The 14,980-nt window shown below is 74.4% G+C and carries 7 protein-coding genes; 4 read left to right on the forward strand and 3 right to left on the reverse strand.

The window, feature by feature from the left end; all coding sequences use genetic code 11:
* Nucleotides 1-68 precede the first annotated feature (68 nt).
* The 3 genes from ACIBST_RS32720 to ACIBST_RS32730 all read right to left on the reverse strand — a co-directional run bounded on the left by ACIBST_RS32720 (nucleotide 69) and on the right by ACIBST_RS32730 (nucleotide 9,707).
* Nucleotides 69-440, reverse strand: a complete 372-nt coding sequence (locus ACIBST_RS32720) for a hypothetical protein (RefSeq protein WP_397177260.1) — start codon at nucleotides 438-440, stop codon at nucleotides 69-71.
* A gap of 70 nt (nucleotides 441-510) precedes the next feature.
* Nucleotides 511-3,489 carry a BTAD domain-containing putative transcriptional regulator gene (locus ACIBST_RS32725; protein WP_397177262.1) on the reverse strand — a complete coding sequence of 993 codons (2,979 nt, stop codon included), beginning with the start codon at nucleotides 3,487-3,489 and terminating at the stop codon, nucleotides 511-513.
* 152 nt (nucleotides 3,490-3,641) lie between these two features.
* Nucleotides 3,642-9,707: a phospholipase A2 gene (locus ACIBST_RS32730; protein ID WP_397177264.1), complete on the reverse strand. Its 6,066-nt coding sequence runs from the start codon at nucleotides 9,705-9,707 to the stop codon at nucleotides 3,642-3,644.
* A 228-nt stretch (nucleotides 9,708-9,935) separates the two neighbouring features.
* Between ACIBST_RS32730 and ACIBST_RS32735 the strand changes: the two genes are divergently transcribed.
* From ACIBST_RS32735 to ACIBST_RS32750, 4 genes are all read left to right on the forward strand, one after another.
* Nucleotides 9,936-11,702, forward strand: a complete 1,767-nt coding sequence (locus tag ACIBST_RS32735; protein ID WP_397177266.1) for an ABC transporter ATP-binding protein — start codon at nucleotides 9,936-9,938, stop codon at nucleotides 11,700-11,702.
* Nucleotides 11,699-13,537 (forward strand): ABC transporter ATP-binding protein, encoded by a 1,839-nt coding sequence (locus tag ACIBST_RS32740; protein ID WP_397177268.1) that lies wholly within the window; start codon nucleotides 11,699-11,701, stop codon nucleotides 13,535-13,537. Before ACIBST_RS32735 ends, ACIBST_RS32740 begins: the two co-directional genes overlap by 4 nt.
* The gene (locus tag ACIBST_RS32745; protein WP_397177270.1) at nucleotides 13,534-13,914 is read left to right on the forward strand and encodes a VOC family protein; all 381 of its coding nucleotides are present in this window, start codon (nucleotides 13,534-13,536) and stop codon (nucleotides 13,912-13,914) included. Before ACIBST_RS32740 ends, ACIBST_RS32745 begins: the two co-directional genes overlap by 4 nt.
* Before the next feature lie 82 nt (nucleotides 13,915-13,996).
* Nucleotides 13,997-14,848, forward strand: a complete 852-nt coding sequence (locus ACIBST_RS32750; RefSeq protein ID WP_397177562.1) for an NAD-dependent protein deacetylase — start codon at nucleotides 13,997-13,999, stop codon at nucleotides 14,846-14,848.
* The last annotated feature ends 132 nt before the right edge of the window (nucleotides 14,849-14,980 follow it).

Genomic DNA, 14,980 nt, shown 5'->3' on the forward strand with positions numbered 1-14,980 from the left:
AATGGGGAGCGGGTAGGCGATCGTACCGTACGCAGTACGGCCGCCGTGGGCTCCGCGGGAACCGGCGCTCAGCGGGCTCTGGCGATCAGCGACGTGACGAGCGAGGCGGCCAGCGGCAGCAGCGTCAGGCCGATCAGGAAGATCAGCCCGACCGGCCACAACCCCTGCCCGCCCCCGCGCAGCTCGCCCACCACCCCGGCGGCGAAGTGCACGAAGAACGGCGCGGCGGCGACGGCACCCCACAGCGGATGGGGGACGGCCCACGCGGCCAGCCCGGCCAGGACCGCCAGCGCGGCGAAGGCCGGCACAAGCGCCGGGGAGTCGAGGACGTCCTTCGGCGCGCCGGGCGCGACCGCGGGCGCGGTGAGCACGCACACGGTCACGGCGGCGACGCCTCCGGCGATCAGGATCACGGCCCACAGCAGGGCGGAACGCGGCATCTCTCTCCTCACACTGGTCCTGACGGCCAGCATGCCCGCGACGGGGACGGGGACACGAGCGCTCGGATACTCAACCCGGCTGAGGAGAACCGGCAAGCGAATGAGCCTCCAGCCGGGCCGCGGCCGCCGCCGCCGGGTCGCCCGCCGCCGTGTACGCCTCGGCCAGGCTGTCCAGCGCCCCCGCCAGGAACTCCTGCCAACCCCGCGCGCGCCACAGCCGCACCGACTCCTCCAGGTGCGCGACGGCCTCCTTCACCCGGCCCTCGGCCAGGTCCACCCCGCCCAGCACCCACAGCGCGTCGGCCCGGTGGTGGGCCAGCCGGTGGGAGCGGCTGAGCAGCTCGGCCGCCTCGGCGACCGCCCTGGCCCGCGGGTCGTGGTGGCCGGCGTACAGCTTGGCCAGGGCGACCAGGCCCATCGCCTCCAGCAGCGGGTCGCGGATCTGCCGGTAGATGGCCAGCGCCCGCACCATGTACTCCAGCCCGGCCTCGAACTCCTTGGCGTGGGCGTGGGCGAGACCGAGGAACTGCAGGGTGGTGGCCTCGAAGCGGGGGTTGCCGAGCTTGGCGGCCAGGTCCAGGCCGCGCAGCAGGTGGACGATGGCCATCTTGATGTCCCTGGTGCCGTAGGCGACGGCCATGCACACGTGCGCCCTGGCCTCGCCGCCCTGGTGGCCGCTGCGCTCGGCCAGCTCCAGCGCGATGCGGCCCGAGCGCAGGCCCTGCGCCATGTCGCCCCTGGCGGCCTCGCCCCAGGCGCGCAGCACGTACGCGTCGGACAGGCCGCGCCGCTCGTCCAGCTCGGTGAACATGGCGATCAGGCGTTCGGCGCCGTCGTACTGGGCGGCCATGGCGCCGCCGGTCTCGGTCCAGGTGGTGGAGTGCATGAGGCCGCGCCGGATCACCGCCTCGCCCAGCCGGTCGCCGGCGGCCAGGCAGGCGGCCAGCACCCGCTCGTGCAGCGCCCGCCAGTCGTCGAACAGGCCGCTGACGTCGAAGTAGCGCTCGGCGCAGCAGGCGGTGTCCCAGGCGACCTCGGCCAGGCCGAGCGCGCACGCCTGCCGGATCGCCGCGACCAGCGCGGTGCGCTCGGTGTCGAACCAGGCCATCGGGTCCTGCCGGATGTCCCACGGCGTGCCGTCGGGCGGGCTCCAGCGCGGGGCCGAGCCGTGGATGATGGCCGACGAACTGCCCTGGACGCGCTCGGTCGCCTGCTCGGCCAGCGCCAGCCAGCCGCCGAAGGCCCGGCCGAGCGCCGCCGCGACCGCCTCGGGACGGTCCTCCAGCTCGGCGCGCTCGCGGGCGTACAGGCGGACCAGGTCGTGGAAGCGGTAGCGCGGCTGCCCGGCCGGATCGACGCCGCTGATCAGCACGAGCTGGGTGTCCACCAGCGACTCCACCAGCTCCTCGCCCACCGGCACGGGCACGTCCAGCAGCGCGCCCGCCACCCATCCGGCGAAGTCGGGCACCTCCAGCGTGCCGAGCAGCCGGAAGGCCCGCCGCGCGGCCGGTTCCAGCCCCACGTAGCTGAGCGCCAGGCTCGCCCGGACCGCCAGGTCGCCGGTGGCGAACTGGTCGAGCCGCCGGCGCTCGTCCTTGAGCTGCCCGGCCAGGCGGGTCAGCGGCCAGTGCGGCCGGGCCACCAGCCGGGCCCCGGCCACCCGCACGGCCAGCGGGATCCCGTCGGAGAGCCGGACGATCTCCGCCGCCGCCTCCGGCTCGGCCTCCACCCGCCCGGCCCCGGCGATCCTGGACAGCAGGCGCACGCCCTGCCGCAGGTGCAGCACCGACAGCTCGATCAGGGCCGCGCCGGACAGCCCGCTCAGCCTGGCCCTGCTGGTGATGATGACGGCGCAGCCGGACGTGCCCGGCAGCAGCGGGCGCACCTGCTGCTCGGAGGCGGCGTTGTCCAGCACGATCAGCATGCGCCGCTCGGCCAGGCTGCTGCGGAACAGCGCGGCCCGCTCGTCCACGCTCTCGGGCAGCGTGGAGCGCGGCACGCCGAGCGCGGTGAGGAAGGCGGCCAGCACCTGGCCGGGGTCGGCGGGGCTGGCCTCGGCGCTGTGCAGGTTCGTGTGCAGCTGGCCGTCGGGGTAGTGGCGGGCGATGCGGTGCGCGGCGTGCACGGCCAGCGTGGTCTTGCCGACGCCGCCCATGCCCGCGATCACGCACACCCGCACCTGGCCGGGGCCCTGCGGCTCGTCGCCGAGCAGGGCGGTGAGCTGGGCGAGCTGCTCGCCGCGTCCGGTGAAGTCGGAGATGTCGGTCGGGAGCTGGGCGGGGGAGCGCGCCGCGGGCCCGGCGGCGCCCGGGGCCGGGTCGAGGGTGCCGGTGAGGATGGCCTGGTGCAGGCGGTTGAGCTCGGCGCCGGGGTCGAGGCCCAGCTCGGCGGCGAACACCCGGCGGGCCTCGCGGTAGCTGGCCAGCGCCTCGGCCTGCCGCCCCGACCGGGCCAGGGCGAGCATGAGCTGGCGGCGCGGGCGTTCGCGCAGCGGGTGCTCGGCGACCAGCTCGGTCAGCTCCGCGATGAGCACGGCGTGCAGGCCGCGGGCCAGGTCTGCCTCGATCCGGTGCTCCAGGGCCGCCAGGCGCTCCTCCTCCAGGCGGCGGGCGTGGTCGCGCAGCCCGGCGGTGAGGTTCAGCCCCGCGTAGGCGGGCCCGCGCCACAACTCCAGCGCCTGCCGCAGCAGCGTGGCGGCCTGTTCGTGGTCGCCGCCGGACAGCGCGTCGCCGCCGCGGCCGGCCAGGGTCTCGAAGCGTTCGGCGTCCAGCTCGCCGGGGTGCACGGCCAGCACGAAACCGGCGTCGGTGCGGGTGATGCGGTCCTGGCCGAGCGTCCGGCGGAGCTGGTGGACGTACAGGCGGAGGTTGTCGGCGGCGGTGCGCGGCGGGCGCTGCTCCCACAGGGCCTCGACGAGCGTGGCGGGGGAGACGGGGCGGCCGGCCCGGCACAGGAGCTCGGCCAGCAGGGTGCGCTGCTTGCCGACGCCGAGCGGCAGCGGCCCTTGGTCATCCGAGACGTGAAGCGGCCCAAGTACGGCGAACTCCATCGCGCTCCCCGCAAGGACGTTGGTGCACAAGGAAGATCAAAGCTGCTTCAATGTGCATCAACGTCCGACTCCCGTCAACCCTGCGCCGACCGGGAGAAAAGGGCACCGGCGGGAGCCTTTCGTGGTAGCTCCCGCCGGTGGTTCATCCTAGGTCACGGGTGGCCGAAGGCGACCACCGAAAGGAAGTACGCGTACGCGATGCGGCGACATGTCCCCTTGAAGAAGTAGTGGGAGCACACGCCCCAGTACAGGACGTAATAGAAGATGTAGTCCACCTGGTACTTGCTATGGATATACCCCATATTGCGCAGGGCGTACCCGTAGTCGTGCATCATGCACGCCTGGCGGAAGTCGTAGCCGAGCGGCTTGTCGGGTGACTTGGTGCAGTAGTCGTAGTACACGCCGCGCACCCACCACCCGGCCGGCGTCTTCTTCCACTGCACGTAACGCCAGCTCCCGTGGTAGTAGGCATAGCTGACGCCGCAGTGGTTGAAGGCGAAGTGCCAGAAGTTGGTGCACCAGTACCACTTCTTGCCGTCCAGGTCGGCGTTGGAGGTCGGCGACTGGTTGGCGTAGTCGTAGGCGTTGGCGCTGCCGCCCTCCACCGGGTCGGTCTGCAGGAACCGCCCGAGTCTCGGCTGGTAGAGCCGCACGCCCATGAGGATCGTGCCGTCGGGGGTGTCGGCGGCCCGCTCGGCCGCGCCGTGCCAGCCGTAGCGCATCGCGGGCTGACCGGCGCGCGGGTTGCCGAACTCGTCGAAGTCCAGCGCCAGCGGCACGCCGCCGGCGTAGACCACGTTGATGTCGTCGTGCAGGTTCGTCAGCTGGAGCCGCACGTCCCCGGTCGCCGAGGTGACCGCGGCCAGGCCGCCGGAGATGGAGTGCACGTTCCTGGTGACCGCGCCGCCCTCCACGACCCAGGCGGGCGTGTCGTCGTCGGCGTCGAAGTGCTCGACCCGCCTGCCGGCCGCGCTCCACGTGCCGCCGGACAGCTGCTCCAGCGTGGTGGTGTTGCGGCGCAGCTCCGGATCCAGCGTGTACGACTGCCGCACCGCCCCCGACGTCATCTGCCGGACCAGGTCGGTGGTGTAGTACTCCGCCTTCAGCCCGGCCGGCGTGGCCGTGGTGCGGCCGTAGGCGTCGTACTCGTAGCCGGCGTCGGCCAGCCGGTCGCCGCCGTCGTAGGCGTGGTTCTCGGTGACCGCCCCCGAGCCGTCGCAGGCGCTCGTCGTCAGGCCCGTCCTGTTGGAGTTGGCGTCGTAGCCGTAGGCCCGGCGCGAGCACACGCCGCTCACGGTGTCGTCCACCGAGGCGATCCTGCCCAGCTTGTCGTAGCCGATCCGCTGGGCGGACAGCCCGTTGTGGCTCACCTGCTGGCCGTGGATCGACCAGGTCACCGAGTCGTCCAGCAGCCGCGCCCCCGCCGCGGTCCGGTAGACCCGCGAGACCGGCGCGCCGGACGGGTCCCGGGCCAGGTCGTAGGACAGGCCGCCGGGCAGGCTCTCGTGGCTGATCGAGCCGTCCACGGTGTACGTGGCGGTGAACGTCCCGGCCACCGAGTCGGTCATGGTGGACAGCGCGCCGCGCACGTCGTCGTAGGCGTAGGTGACCGTCGAGGGCGCGCCGTCGGTCTTCCTGGTGATGCGGTCGAGGGCGTCGTACTCGACCCTGGTCACGCCGCCGTCGGCGTCGGTGTAGGACGTCTGGCGGCCCAGCGCGTCGTACTCGCGGGTGATCGAGGTGCCGTTGGAGGCCGTCGTCCTGACCACCCGGCCGGCCGCGTCGTAGACGGTGCTCACCTCGGGCACCGCCGTCCCGGCGCCGCCGGACACGACGGTCTTCACGATGTCGCCCGCCGGGTTGTACGTGGTCGTCGTCGTCCTGGTCACCCCGTTGGCTGTCTCGGTCACCGACGACACGCGGCCGCCGGGCTCGTAGGCGTACACCTTGGTGACCAGCTCGGCCGGACGGGTGCCGCTGTCGCCGACGCCCGTCTTGGACCTCGTCCGGCACAGCTGCCCGGCCCACTCGGCCTTGCCGCCGCACGCGCCGGCGCCGTCGGCGGTGTAGTACTCGCTGGTCGTGGTGCCCGCGTCGTCGCCCGACGACTTCGGCATCGTGGTGGCCACCACCCGGCCGTCGGCGTCGTACGTCGTGGTCTTGGTGATCGCCAGGCCGCCGGGGTCCTCCACTGTCCTGACGCTCTTGCCGGTGTTCCAGTCGTAGTACGTCCGGCTCGTCCGCACGTCGGCGTCGGCGGTCGCGCCGGGCACGTACGCGCCCACCGCCACCGTCGTGGCCAGGTTCGACACCTTGGCGTCGGCCGGACGGCCCTCGTCGAAGGTGTTGACCGTGTGCTTCCTGGCCGCGACCTGCGTGCCGTTCAGCGTGACCAGGTGCAGCGGGCCCAGCTCGGAGACCATCCGCTGCCCGTCGGAGCTGTAGGCGGACTCCTCGGCCAGCAGCCGCGCCCGGTCGGCGGGCGAGGCGTTGAGCAGCCCGAGCCGGGTCAGCTCGGCGCCCGCGTCCGGCGTCTGGGCGAGGGCGAGCGCCCGGTTGCCGGCCGACAGCGACAACACCGTGTTGCCCTGCGCGTCGTACTGGCTGGTGGAGACCGCGCCGCCGGGCTCCACCCGGTTGACCGTCTGCCCGGAGGCGTTCAGGTAGGTGATCGTGGCGCGGCCGTAGTCGGAGGCGGCCAGGCCGCCGCGGCCGGTGTGGTTGGCCGGCACCTGGTCGGCCGGGAAGATCGCGGTCGCGTCCACCGGGGAGTCGCTCTGCCCCCAGGCGGCCGTGGCCGTCTCGCTCATCCCGTACGGCGCCCCCGTCTCGCTGATCGGCACGTCGTAGACCACCGACGTGACCGCGGTGCCGTTCGTCTCGCTCGGCGTGCCGGGCCGCAGCGTCGGGCGGGAGACGGCGAGCAGCATGCCGTCCGCGGCGGTGTCGGCGTTGCCGGCCTTGCCGTAGGCGAACGTCCACGGCAGCTCGCCGGGCGGGGTGTAGCGGTTCACCCGGCCGCCGAGGTCGTAGTCGTAGCGCGTCCTGATGTCGGGGGTGGCCGGGTTCCACTGCTCGCGCAGGCGGCCCAGGTCGTCGTAGCGGTACTCCGACAGGCCCAGCGGCGCGCTCGCGCCGCCCTCCCACAGGCTGATCGCCTTGACCTGCCCGGCCACGTCGCCGAGCTGCGCGCCCGCGGTCGTGGTGGTGGCGTAGTCCAGCTTGATCAGGCGGCAGCCCTGCGGCAGGCTCGCCAGCGTGTCCACGTCGCAGTCGGCCTGCGTGTACGACGGCGCGATGATCTTGACGGGCCGGGCCAGCGCCTTGCCGTCCGAGCCGGTCACCGACTGCCACACGAACGCCGTGCTGCCCTTGCCGCTGGCCGGGTAGACCGCCCGCACCAGGTAGATCGGCGCGGCGGCGTCCACCTTGGCGAACACCGTGCGCTCGGCCGAGTTCGCGTCCGACAGGGTGTAGCGGTCGGCCGCGGCGTCGAAGGTGAGCTTCAGGCTCGCCGCGTCCTGCTGCGGCTCGTACGAGCCGTCGGCGTTCTTGGTGAAGGCCACCGCCGAGCCCTCGCCGCTCAGCTCGACCGAGGTGGAGGAGGTGGCCCGGAGCTGGGCGAACGTGCCCTGACCCGACTGGGCGAGCCCGGTCGGCGTCCACTCGGTGCCGAAGATCGCCGCCACGCCCGGCAGCGCCGAGCCCTTGCGCGGGTCACGCGAGGAGAACGAGCGCATCAGGCCGATGCCGTACACGTTGGCGTCCGTGGCGGCCATCCTGAAGTCGCCGGTCAGCGTGTTGACCGAGCCGGGGCCGACGGGCTGGGTGGAGGCGCCCTCGCCGTCCCGGTCCACGATCAGGTCCACCGGCTGGGAGGCGGCCGTGCCCGAGGAGGTGACGAACTCGGCCCTGATCTCGATCGAGCCGTCCTCGGCCAGCGTGTGCGTGGTGTCCCAGACCAGCTCGGGCGAGGCGCCCGCGCTCATCGCCACCGGCCAGGCGACCGCCGACCCGTCGGACTTCCTGCGCACGTCGGCCGCCGGCACCTGGTGCCAGGAGTCGGCCTCGCCGCGCCGGTAGGAGAAGGCGACCGCGCTCAGCCCCGCGCTGCCGGTGGCGGCGAGGACCGTCCGGCGGGCGGTGGACTGCCCGTCCTTGGGCGAGGTGACCGCCGAGCCGCCCGCGTTGAACGCGTACGTCGTCGCCTCCGACAGGTTGCCCGCCTTGTCCTTGACCCACGCCTTGAGCGTGTGCGGGCCGTCGGCGGGCGGCGTCCAGCTCACCGTGTGCGGGGAGCCGGTGTTGGCGGCGGACTGCTGGGCGCCGCCGTCGAACGACCACAACACCGCGGACGCGTCGGCCGAACCCGGCGTGATGGTGAACCGGCCGGCCTGACCGGCGCCCTTGGCCCAGGCGTCCTGCGGGTAGTCGCCGGAGGACACCTCGGGGGCGGGCGGCGGGGCGGCGTCCACCGTGAAGGCGAACCACGCCGACCAGGGGCCGTAGTCGGTGCCGTCGTGCGAGCGCACCCGCCAGGCGTACGACGTGCTCGCCAGGGCCGTGCCGGCCTTCCAGGAGGCGGTGGCGCCGTTCGCCACGTTCGCGGCCGAGCCGCCGGTCACCTTGGTCGCGTGGTCGGCCGTCCAGATCTCGAAGTCGGCCCGCTGCGCCTGCCCGTCGGCGTCGCTCACCTTGGCCGACAGCGTCGGCTGCGCCGCGCCCACCACGGCCGGGCTGGCGCACACCGAGCAGGGCGCGACGGCCAGGGCCGACGGCGTGCCCGGCAGCGAGTTGTAGGTGATCGCGATGTTGGGGTTGTTGGCGAAGCGCTTCCAGTAGTAGTTGTCGGTCTCGCTGCCGGCCTTGACCATGAAGGTGACCGACGTGCCGTTCGCGCTCACCACGCTCTGCACGGCGCTGGTGACGTCCCAGCCGACCCAGGCCGCCGGGCAGCTCGACGCGCCGCCCTGACCGGCCGACGACCAGCCGTAGGCGACGTTCTTGGCGCCGATGTTCAGGTTCGAGGCGGGCTGGTTGTTCCACGTCGTGCCCGAGCCGACGGCCGCGGTCCTGTGCAGCTCGACGTTCCGCGCCGAGCAGGACCAGGCCCACGTCTCCTTGATGTTGAACGTGGCCGCCGTGATGTGCTTGCCGGCCAGGCCCGACAGGCCCATGTTGAAGAACGAGCGCCGCTTGTAGCCGCCGCCGTTGCTGGTGCCGGCCGTCGCGTCGTTCGCGGAGTTCCAGTACGCGCTGGAGGGATAGGCCGAGTCCACGTACGTCCAGCCGGACTTGGCCGAGGTGAAGCTCGGGTCGATCGTCACCGGGTAGACCGTGGCCGGGTCGGCCAGCAGCGCGGCGTCGGGGGTGACGCGCAGCTCGCGGCCCGACAGCCGCACGCCCATCCTGGCCCGCCGGCCCGGCTGGGCGGCCAGCGCCGGGGTGGCCGGGTTGCGGGTCATGGCCGACTCGGTGGCGGCGTCCCACATCTCCGGCGCCGCCGAGCCGAACACCGGCTCGCCCTCGGCGTCGAGGACCGAGACGTTGCCGTGCCGGTCGGTCCTGACCTCGCCCTTCTTCACCGACGTGGCGAACGTCAGCTCCTTCAGCGCCGGGTTCGCCGCGGCCTGCCGGGTCCTGACGACGAGCTTCTCGGCGAAGCCGTCCACGTCCGCGGTCAGCACCAGGTCCACGCCCGGCAGCACGTCGGGGTAGGTGGCGGTGGCGCCGTCCAGCACCGGCTTGGGCAGGGCCCCGAGCGGCGTGCCGAGGGTGAGCCGGGTGCCCCGCTCGGTGGCGGTGACCAGCGGGCCGTCGCCGCCGCCGGAGAAGCTGTAGGACACCGCGGCGGCCTTCGGCGCGACCGTGCCGTCCTGGCCCGCCGTGAGCGTCGGGTCGGCGGGCACCCACGCCTCGCCCCGCCTGACCCGGACCGGGCGGTAGCGGTGCTCCTGGGTGACCGTGCCGGCCGGGTTGACGTAGAACTCGTCGGTCTCGGTGGTCAGCGAGACCGCCCTGATCCGCTTGCCGCAGACCGCGGCGGCCAGCCGGGCGGAGATCTCGGTGGGCATCTCGTCCGGGCAGGCGACCGCCGCCTGGGCCTTGGCGGGCGCGGGCGGGGCGGCCCGCGCGGGGAGCGGCACGAGGGCCGTTGACGTCAGCAACAGGACGACGAGCGGCGGTAAGGGAGTCAGCCGCCTGGGTTTCTTCAACACCGTCCAACCTCCGCGGGGGGTGTAAGGCCGTTCGGTGCTCAGCGTGAGCAGCGGCTGTATAGGCGGCGTATAGATCCCGTAGGCGGCCAAAACCGGTTGCGGCGCGGCGCCGGCGGCTGTTGTACTTCCCGGCGGCACCGATCGCCGGACGAAGGAGCGGATCGATGAGGACAGCGTCCATGACCTCCCAGCACAGGACACCCACCTATCCAGAGGGCATGACGCTTCTTGAGATCCCCGCTCACCAGGACACGTCCGCATGTAACTAGCCCCGCCCGGCAGGCCCTGCGCCACCTGCGGCCGGCCCCGCGCGCCGCGCTCGCGCTGGGCGCCGCCACCGCCGCGGCCACCGCGCTGCCGCTGGCCGCGCCGCACGTCACCCGCCGCTTCGTCGACGACGCCGTCGCCGGCGCCGGGCTGCGCCACCTGATCGTCATCGCGCTCGGATATCTCGGCCTGGCCGCCGCCGGTCAGGCGGCCCGCATGGCCGCCGCCTGGCTCGCCGGCCGCCTGGCCTGGGACGGCACCAACCGCCTGCGCGAACACCTGGCCGGGCACGCGCTCGGCCTCGACCTGGCCTTCCACGCCCGCCACTCGCCCGGCGAGCTGATCGAACGCGTCGACGGCGACGTGGCGGCCGTGGCCGACTTCGTCGTGGCCTTCGTGCTCGACGTCGTGGCCGGGCTGCTGCTGCTGGCCGGCGTGCTCGCCGTCGTGCTCGCCGTCGACTGGCGGCTGGGCGCGGCGCTCCTGGCCTACTGCCTGCTGACCGGCCTCGCCATGGCGGGCGCGCAGCGGCTCGCCGTGCCGTCGGCGACCCGGTCGCGGGAGGCGAGCGCCGCGCTCTACGGCCACCTCGAAGAGCGGCTGGCCGGGGCCGAGGACCTGCGGGCCAACGGCGCGGGCCGGCACGCGCTCGGCCGCTTCCACCAGGTCGCCGGGGCCTGGTTCCGCGCCGAGTGGCACGGCTCGCGCATCGCGGGCGGCCTGCTCGCGGCCACCAACGTGGCGTTCGCGGCCGGGACCGCGCTGATGCTCGCCCTGGCCGCCTGGCTGCTGGACGCCGGGGCGCTCACGGTCGGCACCGCCGTGCTGCTCTTCCAGTACACCCTGATGATCCGCACGCCGTTCGAGCGGCTGATCGACCAGCTCAGGCAGTTCCAGGGGGCGCTGGCCGGGTTCGCCCGCATCGGCTCCCTGCTGGCCGAGCGGCCCGCGCTGCCCGTCCACGCCGCGCCCCGGCCGCTGCCCGCCTCGGGCGCGCTCGGCCTGCGCCTGGACGACGTGAGCTTCGCCTACCCCGACGACGGCGAGAGCGCGCTGTCGGGCATCACCCTCACCCTGGCCCCCGGCGAACGCCTGGGCCTGGTGGGACGCACCGGCAGCGGCAAGACCACCCTCGCCAAGCTGCTGCTGCGCCTGTACGACCCGACCGGCGGCACGGTCGAGATCGGCGGCCTCGACCTGCGCGAGTGCGACCCCGAGTCGCTGCGCCGCCGGGTCGGCGTGGTCACCCAGGACGTCCGGCTGTTCGACGGCAGCGTCCGCGACAACCTCACCCTGTTCGGCGCCCTGACCTCCGCCCACGACGACGCCCGCCTGCTGGAGGCGCTGGACGGGGTGGGGCTCGGGGGCCGGCTGGCCGCGCTGCCCGGCGGGCTCGACGGCGAGCCGGGCGGCCTGTCGGCGGGGGAGGCCCAGTTGCTCGCCTTCGCGCGGGCCTTCCTGGCCGACCCCGGCCTGGTGATCCTGGACGAGGCGTCCAGCAGGCTCGACCCGGCCACAGAACGGCACGTCGAGGACGGCGTACGGCGGCTGCTGGACGGGCGGACCGGCGTGCTCATCGCGCACCGGCTCTCCTCGCTGGCGCACGTGGACAAGATCGCCGTGCTGGAACGCGGCAAGCTCGTCGAGTACGGCCGCCGCGCCGACCTGGCCGCCGACCCCGCCAGCAGGTTCGGCCGGCTCCTGGACGCCGCGGGGGTGAGCCGGTGAGCGCCCGCCGGGCCCTGGGCGTGGCGGGCCGCCTGATCGGCTTCGACGTGCGCCTGTACGTGCTGCAGATCCTGCTGTGGCTGCCGGTCCACGTGCTGCCGCTCGGCGGCGGTCTCGTGCTGCGGCAGCTCTTCGACCAGATCAGCGGGCACAGCCCGGCGACGTTGCGGCAGTCGTTGTGGCTGTGCGCGGCGTTCGCGGGCGTCGAGCTGGTCCGCGGGATCGTCCTGCTGTTCGCCTGGTCCTACGGCTCCTGCTGGTGGGACGCGGCGGCCACGCTGCTGCGCGCCAACGTGCTGGGCTCGGTGCTGACCGCGCGCGGCCCGGTGGCCGCCCGGCTGCCGCGCTCCCCGGGCGAGTCGCTGGCCCGGCTGCGCGACGACGTGGCCGAGCTGGTCGAGCTCGCCGACGAGTCGGTCCCCCTGGCCGGAGGCGTGCTGTTCGGCGGGGCGGCGCTGGCGGTCATGGTCTCGATCGACCCCGTCGTCACGGTGACGCTGGTCGTGCCGATGCTCGCGATCGGCGTGCTGAGCAGGCTCATGGGACGGGTGGTCAGACGGCGGCACCAGCGGGCCAGGGAGCTGGGCGCGGGCGTGACGGCCTTCGTCGGCGAGCTGTTCGGCGGCGTGCTGGTGCTGAAGACGGCTGGGGCCGAGCGGGCCGCGCTGGACCGCCTGCGCGCGCTCAACGCCCGCCGCCGGGACGCCGCCGTACGCAGCCGCCTGGCCACCGACCTGCTGGAGGCCGCCACAGGCACCACGGTCGAGCTGGGCGTCGGCGTCGTGCTGCTGCTGGCCGCCGGGGCGATGCGGCGCGGCGAGTTCACCGTGGGCGACCTCGCGCTGTTCACCAGCTACGTCGGCTGGCTGACCGCGCTGCCGCGCACCGTCGGCTCCGTCCTGTACCGCCTGCCCCGAGCGGACGTCTCCGCCGGACGCCTGACCGCCCTGCTCGCCCCCCACCAGGGCACCTCCGACCTGACCCGCGTCCACCCCGCCCCGCTCGCGCCTGCGGAAGGGGCGCCCGCGAGCCCCGCTCCCCGCCTCCCCCCTCCGGCTGAGCCGTCGCGGCGCGGCGAGGGGGCGGCCGGGCCGACGGCGCTGGAGGTGCTGGAAGCGCGCGGGCTGAGCGTGCGGCACCCCGGTGGGCGCGGGCTGCACGACGTGGACCTGACGCTGCGGCGCGGCACGTTCACCGTCGTCACCGGGGCCGTCGGCGCGGGCAAGACCACGCTCGTGCGCGCCCTGCTCGGCCTGCTGCCCCTGGACGCCGGGACGATCACCTGGAACGGCCGCCCGGTGACCGACCCCGGCGCGTTCCTCGTGCCGGGACGGGCGGCGTACGCGAGCCAGATCCCGCGCCTGTTCTCCGAGACCCTGCGCGAGAACCTGCTCCTCGGCCTGCCCGCGGACGACGCCGACCTGGCCCGCGCCCTGGAGCTGGCCGCCTTCGAGGACGACCTGGCCGCCATGCCGGACGGCCTGGAGACCGTCGTCGGCCCCCGGGGCGTGCGCCTGTCGGGCGGCCAGGTGCAGCGCGCCACCGCCGCCCGCGCCCTGGTCCGCGCCCCGGACCTGCTCGTCGTGGACGACGTGTCGTCCGCCCTGGACGTCGGGACCGAGAACCTGCTGTGGGAGCGCGTCGCCCGGCACGGCCCCGCCACGCTGCTGGTGGTCTCCTCCCGCCGGGCCGCGCTCGAACGCGCCGACCAGGTGGTCGTCCTCGACCGCGGCCGCGTCGCGGGCCGCGGGCCGCTGGGGGAGCTGCTGGGGACGTGTCCCGAGATGCGCAGAATATGGAACGCAGAACCGATCGAGGAACGAGGGACCACATGAGGATCGACCGCCTGGACCACCTGGTGCTGACCGTCGCCGACGTCGAGGCCGCGGTGCGCTTCTACACCACGGTGCTGGGGATGGAGGCGGTGACGTTCGGCGAGGGGCGGCGGGCGCTGGCGTTCGGGCAGAGCAAGATCAACCTGCACCAGGCGGGACGCGAGTTCGAGCCGAAGGCGGCCCGGCCCGTGCCGGGCAGCGCCGACCTGTGCCTGATCACCGCCGACCCCGTCGAGACGGTCATGGACGAGCTGGCCCGCCACGGCGTCGGGATCGAGGAGGGCCAGGTGGAGCGGACCGGAGCGCTCGGCCCCATCAGGAGCGTCTACCTGCGGGACCCCGACGGGAACCTGGTCGAGCTCAGCAACTACCTCTGAGCGGCCCCACCTGGCCGAGCTGCGTCACCACCTCTGAGCGGGCGGCCTCGGCGAGCTCGGCCACTGCCTCTGAGCGGGCATGATGGAGGGTGTGGGAGAGACTGCGGCCGTTCTGGCCGGTGTGTCCGGCGTCGCCCGGCTGGCCGAGCTGGTGGCCGGGGGCGGTGTCGTGGTGCTCAGCGGGGCCGGGCTGTCCACCGAGTCGGGCATTCCCGACTACCGGGGCCCGACCGGGCGGGCCCGGCGCGCCGAGCCGATGACGTACCAGCGCTTCACCGGCAGCGCCGAGGCGCGGCGGCGCTACTGGGCGCGCAGCCACGTCGGCTGGCGGCAGATCGGCCGGGCCGCACCCAACGCCGGCCACCGCGCGGTGGCCGAGCTGGAGCGGCGCGGCCTGCTGGCCGGCATCGTCACCCAGAACGTCGACGGCCTCCACCAGGCCGCCGGGGCGCGCCGGGTGATCGAGCTGCACGGCGGCCTCGACCGCGTCGTGTGCCTGTCGTGCCGCGAACGCACCCCGCGCGCCGAGCTGGAGCGCCGCCTCAGCGCGGCCAACCCGCGCTGGGCCGCCGAGGGCCGCGTCAACCCCGACGGCGACGCCGCCCTCACCGACGCCCAGGTCGCCGGGTTCCAGGTGGTCGACTGCCGCTCCTGCGGCGGCCTGCTCAAACCTGACGTGATCTTCTTCGGCGAGAACGTGCCGAGGGATCGGGTGGCGGAGTGCTTCGCGCTCGTGGGCGGGGCGCGCTCGCTGCTCGTGCTGGGGTCGTCGCTGGCGATCAGGTCGGGGCTGCGCTTCGTCACCAGGGCCGCCGAGCTGGGGCTGCCCGTCGCCATCGTCAACCAGGGCCCGACCGGCGCCGACGCCGACGCCGCGCTCCTGCTCGACGCCCCGCTCGGGGCGACCCTGACCGCGCTGGCCGCCCGCCTCTGACCCCACAGCGTGCACCCCCGGGGGCCGCAAGGGCGGCACGGGACCGGCATCGGGGCGGCACAATGGGGGGCATGCCTCCTCGTCCATGCCCCTGCGGTCTGCCCGCGTCCTACGCGGACTGCTGCGGGAGAT

Origin of the sequence: Nonomuraea sp. NPDC049684 (genome assembly GCF_044465345.1) — a bacterium.
Lineage (GTDB): Bacteria > Actinomycetota > Actinomycetes > Streptosporangiales > Streptosporangiaceae > Nonomuraea.

Bases quoted from the DNA above. Each gene is read 5' to 3' on its own strand.
- ACIBST_RS32750 (WP_397177562.1), top strand. From the start codon at position 13,997: ATGGAGGGTGTGGGAGAGACTGCGGCCGTTCTGGCCGGTGTGTCCGGC.
- ACIBST_RS32725 (WP_397177262.1), bottom strand. From the start codon at position 3,489: ATGGAGTTCGCCGTACTTGGGCCGCTTCACGTCTCGGATGACCAAGGG.
- ACIBST_RS32745 (WP_397177270.1), top strand. From the start codon at position 13,534: ATGAGGATCGACCGCCTGGACCACCTGGTGCTGACCGTCGCCGACGTC.
- ACIBST_RS32720 (WP_397177260.1), bottom strand. From the start codon at position 440: ATGCCGCGTTCCGCCCTGCTGTGGGCCGTGATCCTGATCGCCGGAGGC.